At 39.5% G+C, this 15,559-nt stretch carries 11 protein-coding genes; 10 read left to right on the top strand and 1 reads right to left on the bottom strand.

The annotated features are described in order from the left end of the window. Nucleotides 1–45 precede the first annotated feature (45 nt). Complete coding sequence (locus FNT16_RS05325; protein ID WP_143870562.1) at nucleotides 46–2,736, bottom strand: alpha-amylase family glycosyl hydrolase; 2,691 nt, start codon at nucleotides 2,734–2,736, stop codon at nucleotides 46–48. A 245-nt stretch (nucleotides 2,737–2,981) separates the two neighbouring features. On the opposite strand from FNT16_RS05325, the gene FNT16_RS05320 reads away from it, so the two are divergent. From FNT16_RS05320 to FNT16_RS05275, 10 genes are all read left to right on the top strand, one after another. After that, nucleotides 2,982–3,779, top strand: coding sequence for an ABC transporter permease (locus FNT16_RS05320; RefSeq protein ID WP_143870561.1), 798 nt, complete (start codon nucleotides 2,982–2,984; stop codon nucleotides 3,777–3,779). Then, nucleotides 3,776–4,423 carry an ABC transporter ATP-binding protein gene (locus FNT16_RS05315; RefSeq protein ID WP_143870560.1) on the top strand — a complete coding sequence of 216 codons (648 nt, stop codon included), beginning with the start codon at nucleotides 3,776–3,778 and terminating at the stop codon, nucleotides 4,421–4,423. The genes FNT16_RS05320 and FNT16_RS05315 overlap by 4 nt, the downstream gene beginning before the upstream one ends. Nucleotides 4,424–4,486: 63 nt before the next feature. Next, a complete protein-coding gene (locus FNT16_RS05310; RefSeq protein WP_143870559.1) occupies nucleotides 4,487–5,701 on the top strand; it encodes a KpsE/RkpR family capsule polysaccharide export protein in 1,215 nt (404 codons plus the stop codon). Beyond that, nucleotides 5,701–7,305, top strand: a complete 1,605-nt coding sequence (locus tag FNT16_RS05305) for a polysaccharide biosynthesis/export family protein (RefSeq protein ID WP_143870558.1) — start codon at nucleotides 5,701–5,703, stop codon at nucleotides 7,303–7,305. Before FNT16_RS05310 ends, FNT16_RS05305 begins: the two co-directional genes overlap by 1 nt. Before the next feature lie 3 nt (nucleotides 7,306–7,308). Beyond that, complete coding sequence (locus FNT16_RS05300; protein WP_143870557.1) at nucleotides 7,309–7,722, top strand: FAD synthase family protein; 414 nt, start codon at nucleotides 7,309–7,311, stop codon at nucleotides 7,720–7,722. Between the two features lie 12 nt (nucleotides 7,723–7,734). Continuing rightward, nucleotides 7,735–8,925: a CDP-glycerol glycerophosphotransferase family protein gene (locus FNT16_RS05295; RefSeq protein ID WP_143870556.1), complete on the top strand. Its 1,191-nt coding sequence runs from the start codon at nucleotides 7,735–7,737 to the stop codon at nucleotides 8,923–8,925. Further along, a complete protein-coding gene (locus FNT16_RS05290; protein WP_143870555.1) occupies nucleotides 8,918–11,482 on the top strand; it encodes a glycosyltransferase in 2,565 nt (854 codons plus the stop codon). Before FNT16_RS05295 ends, FNT16_RS05290 begins: the two co-directional genes overlap by 8 nt. Nucleotides 11,483–11,488: 6 nt before the next feature. Next, the gene (locus tag FNT16_RS05285) at nucleotides 11,489–13,615 is read left to right on the top strand and encodes a capsular polysaccharide biosynthesis protein (protein WP_143870554.1); all 2,127 of its coding nucleotides are present in this window, start codon (nucleotides 11,489–11,491) and stop codon (nucleotides 13,613–13,615) included. Between the two features lie 43 nt (nucleotides 13,616–13,658). After that, nucleotides 13,659–14,960: a capsule biosynthesis protein gene (locus FNT16_RS05280; RefSeq protein ID WP_143870553.1), complete on the top strand. Its 1,302-nt coding sequence runs from the start codon at nucleotides 13,659–13,661 to the stop codon at nucleotides 14,958–14,960. Between the two features lie 218 nt (nucleotides 14,961–15,178). Further along, nucleotides 15,179–15,547, top strand: coding sequence for a DUF2750 domain-containing protein (locus FNT16_RS05275; RefSeq protein ID WP_143870552.1), 369 nt, complete (start codon nucleotides 15,179–15,181; stop codon nucleotides 15,545–15,547). Nucleotides 15,548–15,559 lie beyond the last annotated feature (12 nt).

Here is a 15,559-nt window from a genome sequence, read left to right as displayed (position 1 = left end):
TTTACATAGACCTGCTAAACATCCTTGTTTCGCGATTCAATATGTTTATTGAAGCGGTTGAATATGATAAACCACGGCACTTTGCGCTGGTACAACAACACTTAGTTGACCGTTTGCATCAGTTGTTGCATCTACCTCTGTACCCAGTTTAGCCTCAGCAACCGAGTTTTCAGTCAGGTTTGTAACCGTTTCGCTGTGCGCTTGATTGCTGTAATTGATAACTATCACCACTTGTTGGTTGCCTTTAGAGCGCACTAATACAAGTGTGCTATCACCGCCTTGACTTTGAACGCTTAAATTGCCCGTTGAAATTATCGGTAATTCACTGCGCAGTGCATAAATTGAACGGTAATAAGCCAATAACGAATTATCATCTGTTAATTGCTCAGCAACATTATGTGTCGTCGAGTTTGCAGATAGTTCTCTAAATGGTGCGGCACTGCTAAAACCTGCGTGTGTTGCATCATCGGTCCAGCTCATGGGTGTGCGGATAGACCAATCACCGGACAAGTTTGTCGCTGCGGCGATACCAATTTCTTCACCATAGTAGGTGTAAGGATTAGCAGAGGCTAATAAGTAGCTGGCTGCGGCCAGTTTATATTGCGTTTCGTCACCATTTAACTGATTCCATACACGATCACCTGCAAAAAAGTCGTGGTTGGCTAAAATCAGTGGGAGCTTATCGATATTATCGCGCGCCAATTCATTTAATAACTCATCCCAAACAACACCCGATTTAACCATGCCAATGATTGCGTGACCGGCACTGAAATTAAATGCGCGTCCACATGAGTTTTCGTTAGCAAATAATTGATAACCTGAAGGTGACTCACAGACAATATAGCGGTTGTCATATGATTCAATCACATCTTTCAGTGACTTCATAACTACATGGTTCTCTGGTTGATCTTCTAAACCATCTTTACCATTTTCAACCAGTACACCGACCGCATCAAAACGAAAACCATCCACGCCTAAGTTTAACCAGAACTTGAGGTTATTTTGGTGAAAAGCAATAACCTCAGGGTTGGTTAAATCAAAATCAGGCATGTTATCGGTAAAGGCTGCATAATATGAACCTGAAGGGCTGACTTTCCATGGATCGGCTCCCCACAAATTCCAACCTATTGGTTTACTCTCTTCTATTACGTACCAGTCGCGTTTGTCGTTTGAGGCAGAAGACATCGCGTCAATAAATAGTGGGTTTTCATTGCTGGAGTGATTGATCACATAATCCATGACAATCGCAATATCTCGGTTATGCGCTTCGCTGATTAACTGTTTAAAATCATCTAAGCTACCATAATCGGTTTCTATTGCACGGTAATCTGTTGTTGCATAACCATGATCGTTATCAGAGCTTTCCATCATAGGCATCAACCAAATACCGTTAACGCCATTGTCTTTTAAATAATCTAGGCGTGAAATTAACCCCTGAATATCACCAACACCATCACCGTCTGAATCTTGATAAGCGCGGACATAAATTTGCGCAAACTGTGCCGAATCTACCCAACCATCCGGCATGCTTGAGTCTAAATTTGTCATCGATACATCAGCTAGATCCAAGTTATCAGAAGCATTGCCTAAACCTTCTAATAAAGTATCGTAAGCCGCTCTAGCATCTGTTTCATTGTCAAAGAGTGTTGCGTTGTCTTGCACAATCCATACTTCGCTGCCAAAGTCTGCAGGCGTAAAGGTTAGATCGGATTCCGCACTCTTTGTATTGCCAAAATGCATAATAAAGTTAAATTGCGCAGCGGCATCTTCAATCGGCACTTCGTAGATAGCGTAGTCTGCTTCTAAACTTTCATAACCACGCGGGTTATCCCAACTGGTGGCAATGCTCGAGTCAATCGCATCTCCCCATAAATGCAAACCCCAGCCATCATAACTTTCACTGGCATGTAAATAATGAATCTCTACTGTACCGGCTTGGCCTAAACCAGACTCGTCAACTGGCTCAGGTTCAATTTTTAGTAGCTGCGCTTGAGAGGTACCATCCGGTTGATAACTAAAAGCAAACTGATATTTTGCATCGCCGTCAAACTCAATTGAACCGTTACCTGAATTTGCGTCACAATTAACATCAACAGGATCGGTATTGGCGGTTAAAACAAAATCACCACAATTTACATTACTCCATTCGGCGGAAGCAACTTTTAAAGATTGATTCGCAATATCCCCCTCAAATTCAATGGTGTATAAACCGTCGCTATAGGTTAGTTGAGTAACCGGATCCCAGTTATTTTCATACCCTCGTAAATAAAGTGGGTCACTTGCTTGTACGCCTGCATCTAAACTAAATGTGGGGGTTGGTTCTTCGATAACGGGCTCTGTTATTGTAATGGTGGTGCTTTGTTCTTTGCTTAACTCGCCGTCTGAGACGATTAATTTAGCTGTATAAGTGCCGGCTGAGGCGAATAAATGGGTGTAATTGTTGCTTACTGAGCAATCGTCAATTATTACAGCGGCAGAATCCTCTTTTACAAATAATTCGCAAGACAGATCATCATCTTCTAAGTCATTAACTTGCCAGTTAAACTCTATTTCAAAGGCACTTTGCCCTTCAGTAGCCGTAAATTGATTGATTAAAGGAGAATGGTTGGTTTCTGTTTCGGTTTCATTATTATCATCAGTTTCTATATCAACTCTAGTGTCTTTACAGGCACTCAAGGTGGTAGAGAGCAGTAGGGCTGAACTTATCAGGTAGCAAGCGCGGTTCAGTTTAAACATTTAACGACTCCAAGGGTTGTATGTGTTGTGTTAAAAAAATGTTTACGCTTGAGTTTAAGCTTAAATTTTATTTTTTGCGCTATGCATACGTATGTAGGCTGTACAAATGAAAACATTTTAGTGACGGGTATTAGATTTGTTCCGTGATATAATCTTGTATTTAGAATTAACTGACCCAAATATTTTTAAGGGTTGTTCAGCAGATTAATTAGGTTTATTCAAATGAGTTATAAAGGACTGTGGCTTTGCACTCAGTAAATCATCATGTCAAACGGACGCCCCTCATCGTGATGCGTGATGTGACTTTCGCGCTATTTTTAAGAGAAATTAAAACGCGATTTGGTGCTTTTCGGTTAGGTATTTTTTGGGCGTTGGCCGAGCCCATGGCGCATGTCTTAATATTCTCTGTAATTTTTGGCGTTAGAGCGCGCGAAGGCTTTGGCGGCGTTGAGACACCTATTTTTATTTACACGGGTATTATGCCTTTTCTGCTGTTTCAAAACCTTTTTAATCAATGTAAAAATGCCTGCAAAGCCAATCAGGGGTTATTTCATTACCGCTATGTCAAACCCATCAATACGTTTATTGCTCGTTCTATATTAGAAACCGGCATCTTCCTATTTACCTCAGCGTGCTTGCTGGCATTGTTTTTTTGGGTGGGGTATCAGGTGGCAATAAATGACATTCTGTATTGTTTTATGATTGTTTTTTTACTGATCGTATTATCAGCATCTCTTGGCATGATCGGCGCTTTTATGGTCGATTTTTTTCCAGAATCAGACAAAATTTTAAGCATCGCCATGAAACCCATGATGTTTATCTCAGGTATATTTTTTACCTTGGATATGATCCCACCGCAATATCATGTTTATTTGATTTGGAATCCGGTATTACACGCAGTAGAGCTGTTCCGAACCGGTTTTATTCAGTATTTTGAAACCGCACACGCCAGTTTGTTTTATTTATTTGTTTGTAGTTTAACCAGTTTATTTATAGCGCTGCGTTTATACCGTAGCCATTGGACTCGAATGGTGGCGACATGATTGCACTGCAAAACGTCACTAAATATTACGCAACAAAATTGGGTAAAAAATATGTCTTGCGGGACGTTACTTTTACCATCCCTGAAGGGCGTGATGTCGCTATTTTAGGGCCAAATGGCGCGGGTAAATCAACCTTGCTGCGTTTATTGGGCGGAATCGACTTTCCCAATAAAGGCCGCATACAATCAAACAAGCGTATTTCATGGCCGCTGGCATTGGCATCCGGTTTTCAGGGCAGTATGACAGGGCGTGAAAATGTAGAGTTTGTTTGCCGCGTATATGGCCGTAAGCATATCTCGCATACCTGCCAGTTTGTTAAAGATTTTTCTGAAATCAAAGATTATTTTGAATTACCGATCAAAACATATTCGTCGGGAATGAAATCGAGACTGGCATTTGCTTTAAGCATGGCATTTGACTTTGAGCTGTATCTGATTGATGAAATCACCTCTGTCGGTGATGCCTCTTTTCGTAAAAAATGTGCTGAATCGATGGCAGAAAAACGTAAAAATGCCAATGTGATAATGGTTTCACATGATATGGGCACCCTTAGAAAACAATGCGATATGGCTATTTTACTGCAAAACAGACAATTACACCTGTATGAAAATGTAGAAGATGGCATTCAGCAATATCAAGCGTGAAGCTCTGGTTTATATTTTTTTAATGGTGTGTTAGCCCCCTTTTTGATAAAATAAGAAACTTTTATGACGGTTCCAGATTCTCATGGTAGTAGTATGACACGGAAGTTAAGAAAGCTTGTCCGTAATCCAAAAGCTTTCATTTTAGATTCAATCGGTTTTCAGCTTGCAAAAGAAAGCGCCGGCACATCCTCTCGATTATTTTTATCCTTTCACTATTGGGTCTGGTTAGTCACGCCTGTTGTTATGGTGGCTATCTACTTATTTTTAATCGCCAGCAATCAATACGAATCGCAAGCCTCTGTTGTCACCCGAAATTCAGACGAGCCCGCTATAGCTGCTTCGACCTCTTTACCTATGTTTGGATTGGACGGTGGTCAGTCTAAAGATGCGTATTTAATACAAGAATACATATTGTCGAAAGACATGATGTTGCACCTCGATAAAAAATTAGCCTTGCGCCGCCATTATTCTGAGTTTGAGGCTGACTGGCTAAGCCGGTTAGCTAAGGATGCAACAACCGAAGAATACTATGATTATTACCTAGATAAAGTGCATGTTGAATTTGATGATATATCCGGATTAATTTCTATTTCAGTTCGTACATTTTCGGCCGATTTTTCTTATCAGGTGATTGAAGAAGTGATAACGCAAGCCGAAACTTTTATTAACCAACTCGGCCATCAAATTGCGCTGCAGGAAGTTTCCTTTGTCGAAAATGAGCTTAATCGTGCGCACAACAAGTTGACAGAATTCACCAATAAACTGACTGAGTTTCAGAATCAGGAACAGGTTTTCAGCACCGAGCAACAAAGCGCGGCCGTGCTATCGAGTATCGCAGAACTAGAGTCACTTATGATTAATAAAAAAACCGAACTGGAAGCCTTATTAAGTTACATGAATCCGACCGCTGCAGAAGTTGTGACCTTACAAAATCAAATTAAAGCGCTGGATAATCAAATTAACAAACAACAAGCCAAATTGGTTAATAAATCCTCCACTTCTTTAAATGAGCTGGACATCCAGTATCGTGATTTAAAAATGCAGATAGAGTTTGCGGCTGATGTATATAAAGCCGCTTTATTAGGTTTAGAAAAAACACGTGCCGAAGCGCACAAAAAACTCAAACATTTACTTGTGGTGGCTAAACCAAGCATCGCAGAAGAAGCTTTGTATCCCAGACGTATGTACTGGTTTGTCACCATTAGCCTGCTGTTAGGTATGTTGTATGGCATCTTGGTCATGTTGATAGCAACTGTTAAGGAACATAAAGAAGACTAATGAAAAAGACGATATTTTTACTCACTTTATGTTTGCTCACAGGCGTGAGTTACGCCGCGGTACAGCAACAAGTACAATATAAAGTGCAACATAAAGTACAAGAACAGGTATATGGTGATTGGCTTTTTAATGGTGAATTTGCCAACCAGTCATTTAATGGTTTTAACCCAGATTATCAGTTAACTTTAGGAGATAAGGTTCGTGTTCAGATTTGGGGTGGAACAAGTTTAGATGCAATATTTGAAGTAGACAAACAAGGCAATATTTTTATTCCCAAAGTTGGCCCCGTTATGGTCAGCGGTGTAAAAAACAGCGAGCTTAACCAAGTTGTTTTAAGCAAAGTAAAACAAGTTTTTCAGAACAATGTACATATTTATGCAACGCTTGAAAGTGCTCAACCGGTCAAAGTATATGTGACCGGCGGTGTTAAACAGCCCGGTTTATATGCGGGTTTGTCATCAGACTCTATTTTGTACTTTTTAGATAAAGCACAAGGCATACATGCAACCAGCGGCAGTTATATGGATATTCGATTAATTCGCTCTGGGCAAGTGGTGCAAACATTTAACCTATACGAGTTTTTAAACCAAGGAGCGATGGCGGCACACCAAGTACACGATGGTGATACTTTATTTGTTGGCGCACGAAAAAGTTATGTCAGTGTAGAAGGTTTAGTCAGCAAGCCCGTTGCTGTCGAGTTTAATTCGGCAAGCGCCTCACTGAGTTATATCCGCCAGTTTGTTAAACCCTTTCCGGTTGTCACCCACGTTCGCATCTATCGAAATTCAGGCACTGAACAGTTTGTTGATTATTATGCAATCGATGCGGCAAATCAGGCCGAGCTGCAAAGTGGCGATAAAGTGGTGTTTGTTTCCGACCAAAAACAACGCTCAATTTCAGTGCGGGTTGAAGGTGAACATGAAAGTGAACGTGAGTATATATTACCGCATGGCTCAACTTTAGAATCTCTGATTGCGCAAATTGAGCTGAACAATTTATCTGATTTGTCTGGCATTCAGTTATTTAGAAAGAGTGTTAAAGCAAGGCAAAGAGACATGTTGCAAACTTCATTGCAATCGCTTGAATCCAGTGTACTGACTGCACGTTCTTCTACCCAAGAGGCGGCGGCACTGCGAGCAAAAGAAGCTGAATTGATATTGCAGTGGGTTGAACGGGCGAAAAATATAGAACCACGCGGACAAGTTATTTTAACCAATGCAGACGTATTCAAAGATATCCACCTAGAACAAGGTGATATTATCCGCATCCCAAGTAAATCGCCGTTGGTATTGGTGCATGGCGAGGTGGTTTTTCCAAGTGCAATTACCCATGAAGAAAAATCGAGCGTGATTGATTACATTAATTCAGCCGGTGGTTATACCCAAAGCGAAGATTCAACTTACGTGATAGTGATGCACAAAAACGGACAATTTGAAAAGTATTTAGCTGACGATACCAGCAAATTAAAACGCGCTAAAATTGTAGGCGGAGACGAGATATTTATCTTACCTAAGGTCGATACTAAGTACCTGCAATTTAGTAAAGATATCACACAAATTATTTACCAAATCGCAGTGAGTGCTGCGGTAGTGTTGGGGTTGTAGAATATGACAACAGTTATTACCTTTGGAACCTTTGATGTTTTCCATGTAGGTCATGTTAACGTACTGGAAAGAGCTAGAGAATTAGGAGATAGACTAATTGTTGGCGTTTCCTCTGATGCACTCAACTTCAGCAAAAAAGGGCGTAACCCTGTGTTTAGTCAAGACGAGCGAAAGCGGATTATTAAAAGTATTCACTGTGTGGATGATGTTTTTCTTGAAGAATCACTCGAATTAAAAGGTGATTACATAACCGCTCACAATGCAGACATCCTTGTTATGGGTAATGATTGGGAGGGGAAATTTGACCACTACAGAGAGTTGTGCGAAGTCGTGTATTTGCCTAGAACAGAAGGTGTTTCCACTTCAGAGATTATTGATGGGATTTTGAGTTATTTTGGCGCAAAACAATTTGTTTAGTTTGGTTTGTGTATGAGTTCAATAAAGGGCTTTTTTAAACTCAAACGGCGTCAGTTTAGGATCGCGCTGGTGAGGTGCCTAGACATCTTTTTTCCTAAATCACCAGATAAGTACATATTTGTGGCTAAAGCAAAGTACGGCATTCGATGCAACTTAAGAAAAGTTGCAGAATATTACGCTGAGCAAAAACATTTAGTGTATGTGTTTTTTGAAGGTGAAGTTTCGAATGAGCAGAAGGTGGCTTTAATTCAACAAAATATCATTTTGTTGAATCGTTTTAATGCGGTGGCACTTTTTCACATATTGACATCAGGAAAATTGTTCCTGAGTCACTCAATCCGAGATGCTTACATTTCACATAAGCGCAAATCTAGAACCGTGGTCAATTTATGGCATGGGGTCCCGATTAAAGCGATAGAAATGGCAATGCCGCATGTAAGTCCCAGCCGGAAAGCTTTAATTACTAAAAACAGTGAACTGTATGATTATCTAATTTGTAGCAGTTGCATTGACCGCTTAGCAATGGCAAGTTGCTTTGGGCTTGCACCGACTAAAGTTTTAAATACTGGTCTGCCTAGATATGATTATATAACCAATTCAGATAAATTGCCTTTAGACCTAGAGTTGGCGCAGCTTAGATTGAAAGAGGTGTTAAATGGTAAGAAATTGGTATTGTACGCACCGACTTTTAGAGAAAATTTAGGAGCTACTTTTCAAGGTGCCCTGCTGCGTGACTTAAAACTATTGAAACAGTTCTGTGATGATCATCAATTAATTTTTGCTGTTCGAAATCATATTTCTGATCCAGTAAATATAGATTTAAGTGAGTCGGGTATTTTGTTACTAAATGATAAGTTTATTAGTGAAACAAATTTGTTGTTAAAACATGTACATTGTTTGATTACAGACTATTCAAGTATCTGGATTGATTATTTGTTACTGCAGAAACCTATTGTTGGGTATTCGTTGGACTTTCATTCCTATAAATCAGAAGACCGAGGGTTTTTGTATGATTTTGAATCTGTATTTCCTTCCAAGTTACACGGAGATATAGCTTCTGTTATTAACGAGTTATTTTCAATAGTTAATACAGGTCAATGGACTGCTAGATATGATCGACAATTAGAAATGTTTCACTCTAACATAAATTTGAAAAGTACTTATACGAGTACTGTAGCTAACAGGTTAAAATGCAATGAGTAAGTTATCAAAATTAATTAATTCCCCTGCACTATATTTTAGAGATGCTTTGGACAATTACATAAAACGTACATCTAATGGTAAAAAACATAATGCTATACCTGCAGAGAAAAGAAAAGCAGGCAACAAAAAGGCAGTAGTAAGTTCAAAAAGGGTTGTAAATAAATATGACCCCAAAGCTATTTACAGTATGTACTACGAAAGCTCTCCATTGGATCCAAATACAGTCTTGTACGAAGCTTTTCATGGAAGCTCTGTATCTGATTCACCCTATGCGATTTTTAAAAAATGGTTGGAAATTGATACAGAAAAAAAGTTCAAGCATATTTGGGCTCTCAAGCATTTGGGGGAAATTCCAGAGGAATTAAAAAACAACCCTCAGGTTAGTTTTGTCGAGGTTGGTTCAAAAGAATATGTAAGATTTTTGTGTACATCTAAATATCTTTTTAATAATTCAACATTCCCCTCTTACTTTATCCGTAGGAAGGAGCAAGTTTACGTAAATACATGGCATGGGGTACCCCTCAAGAAGATGTTTAAAGATGAGGGGAGCACGCCTACAGTCCACAAAAATAGTGCAAGAAACTTTTTGCAGGCTTCTCACATCGTGTTGCCAAATGAATACACGGCTCGGAAACTATTGAACTCCGCAGATGTAGACAACTTAGTATTTAAAAGTAGGGTGCAAACCTCCAATTTGCGAGCTGATTTGATTTTGAGCGCTGATCCCCTCGAACAGAAGAAAAAGTTAGGAATTGATGCATGTAAAAAGGTAATTCTGTACGCACCAACTTGGCGTGGGGAACTCAACAAATCCACATCAAATGCAACAGAAATTTTGTCATTTGTGCAAAGCTTAAAGCGAAATTTAGGAGATGAATATGAAGTTGTACTTTCTGTGCATAATATGGCCCGTAAGCACATTGTTTTGCTTGATGACAGCATAAAAATAATAAACGAAAATATAGAAATTAACGAGTTTTTAAGTGCGGTAGACGTTCTTATATCAGATTACTCAAGTATTATATTCGATTACCTTGTGCTATCTCGTCCTGTTATTTTGTATTGTTATGATTTACAGCAATACGAATCTTCACGTGGTTTTTATTTCGCGATTCAGGAATTTCCTGCAAGTGTATGTATGGACGAAGAGTCAGTTTTACATTGCATTAAAAACAACGATTATCCCGACGTCGATACTTCTTCTGTTAAGCCTTCAGAGCCTTTTTATATGCCAAAAGACGAAGGTGGGGCGAGTAGATTGATTCACCAATTGCTAGAACCGGAAGCGGTAGCCTACGAGGAGCCTAGAAAGAAGAAAATTATCGCATATGTTGGTGGCCTAAGGAATAACGGTATAACAACTTCAGCAGTTAACCTATCAAAAAGTATTGACCATGAAAAATTTGAATTGACGATTGTTACCGCTGGTAGCGACATTGATAATGACGAAGAACGAAAAGAAACCTTGTTAAGGTTCGATAATCGATGCTCGTTTATACATAAGGCTGGAGCAATGTGCTTGTCCAAATCCGAGAAGAACCTGTTGGACAAGTTTTATAAGCACAATGTGTTTTTCTCGGACGAGCATCTAATGCACGTAAATCGTGTGTTTGAAAGAGAATCCAAACGGCTGTTGGGGGATATACAGTGGGACATTGTAATTGATTTTAGCGGTTACGCTCGTTATTGGGCTTTGTTGCTTGCAAACACATCTGCAAAAACAAAAGTAATATACCAACACAATGATATGTTATCAGAGCAGTTGGCGAGATTCCCCATTCTAAAGGGGATTTTTGAAGTTTATAATTTGTTTGACAAAATCATATCAGTGTCAAAACCAACGATGAATTTGAACATAAGCAACCTGCTTCCGCTATACCCTAAACTCAAAGGGAAATTTGACTACGTTCACAATGCGATAGTCCCTGACGAGATAAAACAAAAATCGTTAGATGAGGGGATAATCATTCATAATCTTGAGCGATTTGTACCTAACAAAATTCAAACTCGGGATGGAAGGGTTAAGCTTGAAGGTATCCTTCTCCCAAAAGATGAAATGATCAACTTTGTTAACGTTGGACGGTTATCACCTGAAAAAGACCAAACGAAGCTAATTTTAGCTTTTAAAACAATCTCGCAAAAGTATGCGAACTGCCATCTTTATATTATGGGAGCTGGTCCACTTGAAGCAACTCTTCTTGAGTTGATTGAAGAGCTTGATTTAACAGAAAGAGTGTCATTGACTGGACAGCTTTCAAATCCATTTTACTTTGTTTCTAAATGTGATTGTTTTGTTTCTTCTTCCAATTACGAAGGACAGCCGATGGTTTTACTGGAAGCGCTCACGATCGGGCTTCCTGTGATTTCAACGAATATCCCTGGTTCTGCAAGTGTCCTACAAAATAAATATGGACACTTGGTGGAAAACTCCATCGCTGGATTGGTATCTGGTATGGACAATTTTCTGTCAAATGATTTAGAAAGTTCCCCTTTTTGCCCGCATACATATGTGGAACACACTAAGAAAATGTTTGAAACGAAAGTTTGTCAGTTGTAGGTTTTAGTGGAACGCAATAATAGACCCTTTAAACACAACAAGCCGACTTTTATCAAGATTCGTCAATTTTGTTTAATGGGAGGGGTTATCTCCGGCTGGGGCCTCAAACCCTCAGCCGCTCGTGCCAAAGCATATGCTGATCAGCACAATTTACCATTCTGGCGGGTAGAAGACGGCTTTATCGGTTACCTAAACCACCCGACTGCAAAATCTAACCTATTATCTCTATCAGTCGACACCACTGGCATTTATTACGATGCCACCAATCCGTCTGATATGGAAGCTTATATTGCAGCGGGTATTCCAGAGCAGTTTAGTGCTAGGTTAAACTTGTCTAACGATGAGTATGTTAGCCGTCGTGATCATCAAAATTTAACAGCGCGGGTTCAGGCTTTTCGGCAAAGTTTAATCGACAACCAAATAACCAAATACAACTTATGCGGGCAAGCGCAAAATGCACCTTTGCTTGAACGCAATGCCGTTTTAGTCATAGACCAAACCTTTGGTGATTTGTCGGTTGAATATAGTTACGCCAGTGCTGATGCATTTAAAAAAATGTTGCAAGCTGCATTGGATGAAAATCCAAATTCAACTATTTATATAAAAACTCACCCAGACGTATTACTTGGCAAAAAAACAGGCTTTATTCAAACCGAGTGGGTAAAAGCAGAGTGGTTAGCTTCAAAAAAAGTGCAATTTATTTATCAAGCTTGTAATCCTATAGCGCTGATTCAGCAGGTTGAAAGAGTTTATACCGTGTGTTCGCAAATGGGGTTTGAGGCGCTGCTCAACAGTAAGCACGTTGTCACTTTTGGTGCACCTTTTTACGCTGGCTGGGGGTTAACAGATGATCGTGGGAAAATACCACAACGCCGCCTGCAATTAAAATCGGAACGCGGCGTTGTTAGCATAGATGACCTAGTGTTTGCAGCGTATTTTTGTTATGTCAGATATGTACATCCGATAAGCAAAAAGCGTTGCGAACCGGAAGATATTGCCCATTTTATTCAGTTACAAAAAGGTGTGGCTGGCCATAATAGTCATCATAACAAACGCTTTGATAGACTATATTGTTGCGATTTTAGCCTATGGAAACGTGCGTTTTTGCCCTATTTTTTAAGACACTATGCAAAAAGCGTGAAGTTTATTAAAAGCGAAAATATCCATAATTTAAAAGCTAAAAAAAATGATGGTTTGCTCATCTGGGGGGCTAAACCTTTACCAGAAAAGACGCCAGAACACCTTAAAACTAATATATTACGCTGCGAAGACGGCTTTGTCCGGTCAATTGGGCTTGGTGCTGATTTAAGACGACCTGCATCATTGGTCATTGATAAAACAGGTATTTATTTTGATCCCAGACAGCCCAGCGATTTAGAAAATATCTTACAAAATAAAGTGTTTAATAAAACTGAAATAAAACGTGCCGAAAAACTCATAACCTTACTGGTACAAAGTAAGGTTTCAAAATATAATGTCGCACAAGTTTCAACAGAGTTAGATGCGTTTCAACCCGATGGTAAAAAAGTCATTCTGGTTGTTGGTCAGGTAGAAGATGATGCTTCGATTCAAACCGGTTGCCCTAAAACGAAAACTAACTCAAGCCTGTTAAAGCAGGTTAGACAACAAAACCCAGATGCGTATTTAGTCTATAAACCCCATCCGGATGTATTAAGTGGTAACCGAACAGGCGATATACCCCAAATTGAAGTTGAATCTTTAGCCGATTTGCAGGTGCAAACAACATCTATAATCGAAATGATAGAGCTTGCTGATGAGTTACATACTATGTCCTCGTTAGCTGGCTTTGAAGCATTATTAAGGGGAAAAAAAGTTCATTGTTACGGTATTCCATTTTACGCAGGATGGGGACTAACGCATGACGACCTGGTTATAACAAGACGCACAAAAAAGCTAACATTAGCTGAACTCGTGCACGGTAGTTTAATCGACTACCCAAAATACATTGACTGGGAGTCAGGTTTCTTTACGACGCCAGAGCAAATTATTGAAGGATTTACCGGTAAAGCAGAACAATTTGCTGGCCGGTCACAATTGAATACATTTTTTAGTCGTAACTGGCGTAAAATACGTTTTATTGTTGAAGCTTTGACGTATAAGCAGACAAGCTAATTATTAACATATCAGTTCGACCCTAAGGGAATGATTGCACATTATGAGCAATATATTGTTTTTACAAGGACCTCTCGGACCTTTTTTCGGCAAACTTGCCAAAAAGCTAACTCAGTTGGGTAACACTACTTATAAAATTAATTTTAATGGTGGTGATGCACTCTATTCAGGCGCCGAACATGTTTTTAACTACCGGGGTAGTTTAAACAGTTGGCAGCGCTATTTAGCAATGTTTGTAAGGCGCAATAAAATTCACGCAGTTGTACTCTATGGTGATTGTAGAAAATACCATTCGGTGGCAAAAGATGTGTGCCATAAATATGGTATTGAGTTTTGGGTGTTTGAAGAGGGTTATATCCGCCCCGATTACATTACATTGGAAAATGGTGGGGTAAACGCAAACTCACCGCTTGTTATATCCAGCAAAACGGACGCTGAATCTTTAATGGCGACTCAACATGAGTTGGCCCGAGTACCTGAAGTTGCATTTGGGCAAACCTTTTTTCAACGATTGTTTTATAGCACAGCTTACTATTTCGCTAAAACAATGAGTAAAAAATGGTTAGCAAATGATGGCCATCACCGAGGTTATTCTGCACTTGAAGAAGCCCAGTATTGGATGTGCTCAATTTACCGAAAATGGAAGTACAAGCTTACACAAAGTAATTTAGATAAATGGATTGTTGAAAACTGGTCTGGACAATATTTTTTAATACCCTTGCAAGTGCATTGTGACAGCCAAATAATCGCGCACTCTGATTATCATGATGTAAAAGAGTTTGTGCGGCGTGTTTTAGTTTCTTTTGCACTGCACGCACCGGCTGATAAAAAACTAGTTTTCAAACACCATCCAATGGACAGGGGATTTCGCCACTACGGAAAGCTTATTCGGCGTATTGCTGCTAAATTAAATATTTCAGAACGTGTTATTTATGGTCACGAACTGCACTTACCGACCTTGTTAAAAAACTGTGTGGGTACGGTCACTGTAAACAGCACGGTAGGGCTTTCGTCTCTACATCACCATAAACCGACAAAGGTGATGGGACGTGCCAACTATAATATAAAAGGGTTAACCAGTTATCAGCCTCTAGAGCAATTTTGGTCACACCCTTGCCAAGTGGATACTGCGTTTTTTACGGCTTATAAACAAGCATTAAAAACACATACGCAAATTAATGGCAGCTTTTATCGCAATATCGATACAACGGTTGATCATGTTGTCGAGTTTTTAATAAACCGCCAAGTAAAAGTAACGGTTAATAGAAACAAAGTGAATGCCAACCGAGCGAAACAAAGTGATTATTTACTCGATTTTGACGAGCTTGATTCAGTGAATCATTAAAAGGGTGGCGCTTGGTTACGATATTGCCACTGCAGTGTGCGGGTAAATGCGATTTGCACTACGTGGCAATTGTCTGGAAATAAAAACAGTGTCTGGAAAAAGTGTCTGGTAGCTAAGGTATCGCTGTGAAAAATAATACGATGATATATCAGCTTGTGGTGACACATAACAAATATTCAGTATAAAATGGTCCGATTAATCGTCATACGAGTTACACCATGTCTACCCATTTAATTGAATACCCATTTTATAGAGAAGTTGCCGCATCAGAAAAGCTGTTTACCATATTAGATGACAAAGGTATTCCGACACCTGCTGGTTCAGACGGGCAGTGCAGTATGCCATTTTGGTCAAGTGAAGAAAAAGCACATGCTTTTATTCAACAAAATAGTGGTTATAGCGACTTTAAAACCTATTCTGTAGAGTGGAGCGCTTTTTGCGAAAAATGGTTTGAAGGTTTAGTAAAGGATGATTTATTGGTTGGCTTAAATTGGCAACTGGCAGACGGTGATAATTGTGTCACTGAGCCTGAAATTTTAATACGTGAAGTGCTTAATTGCCTAAAAGCAAAACCCATTAACAAATAACATTGTCGTTGA

The organism is Catenovulum sediminis (genome assembly GCF_007289895.1).
Taxonomy (GTDB): Bacteria; Pseudomonadota; Gammaproteobacteria; order Enterobacterales; family Alteromonadaceae; genus Catenovulum; species Catenovulum sediminis.
This window is presented reverse-complemented; position numbering and strand designations above follow the sequence as displayed.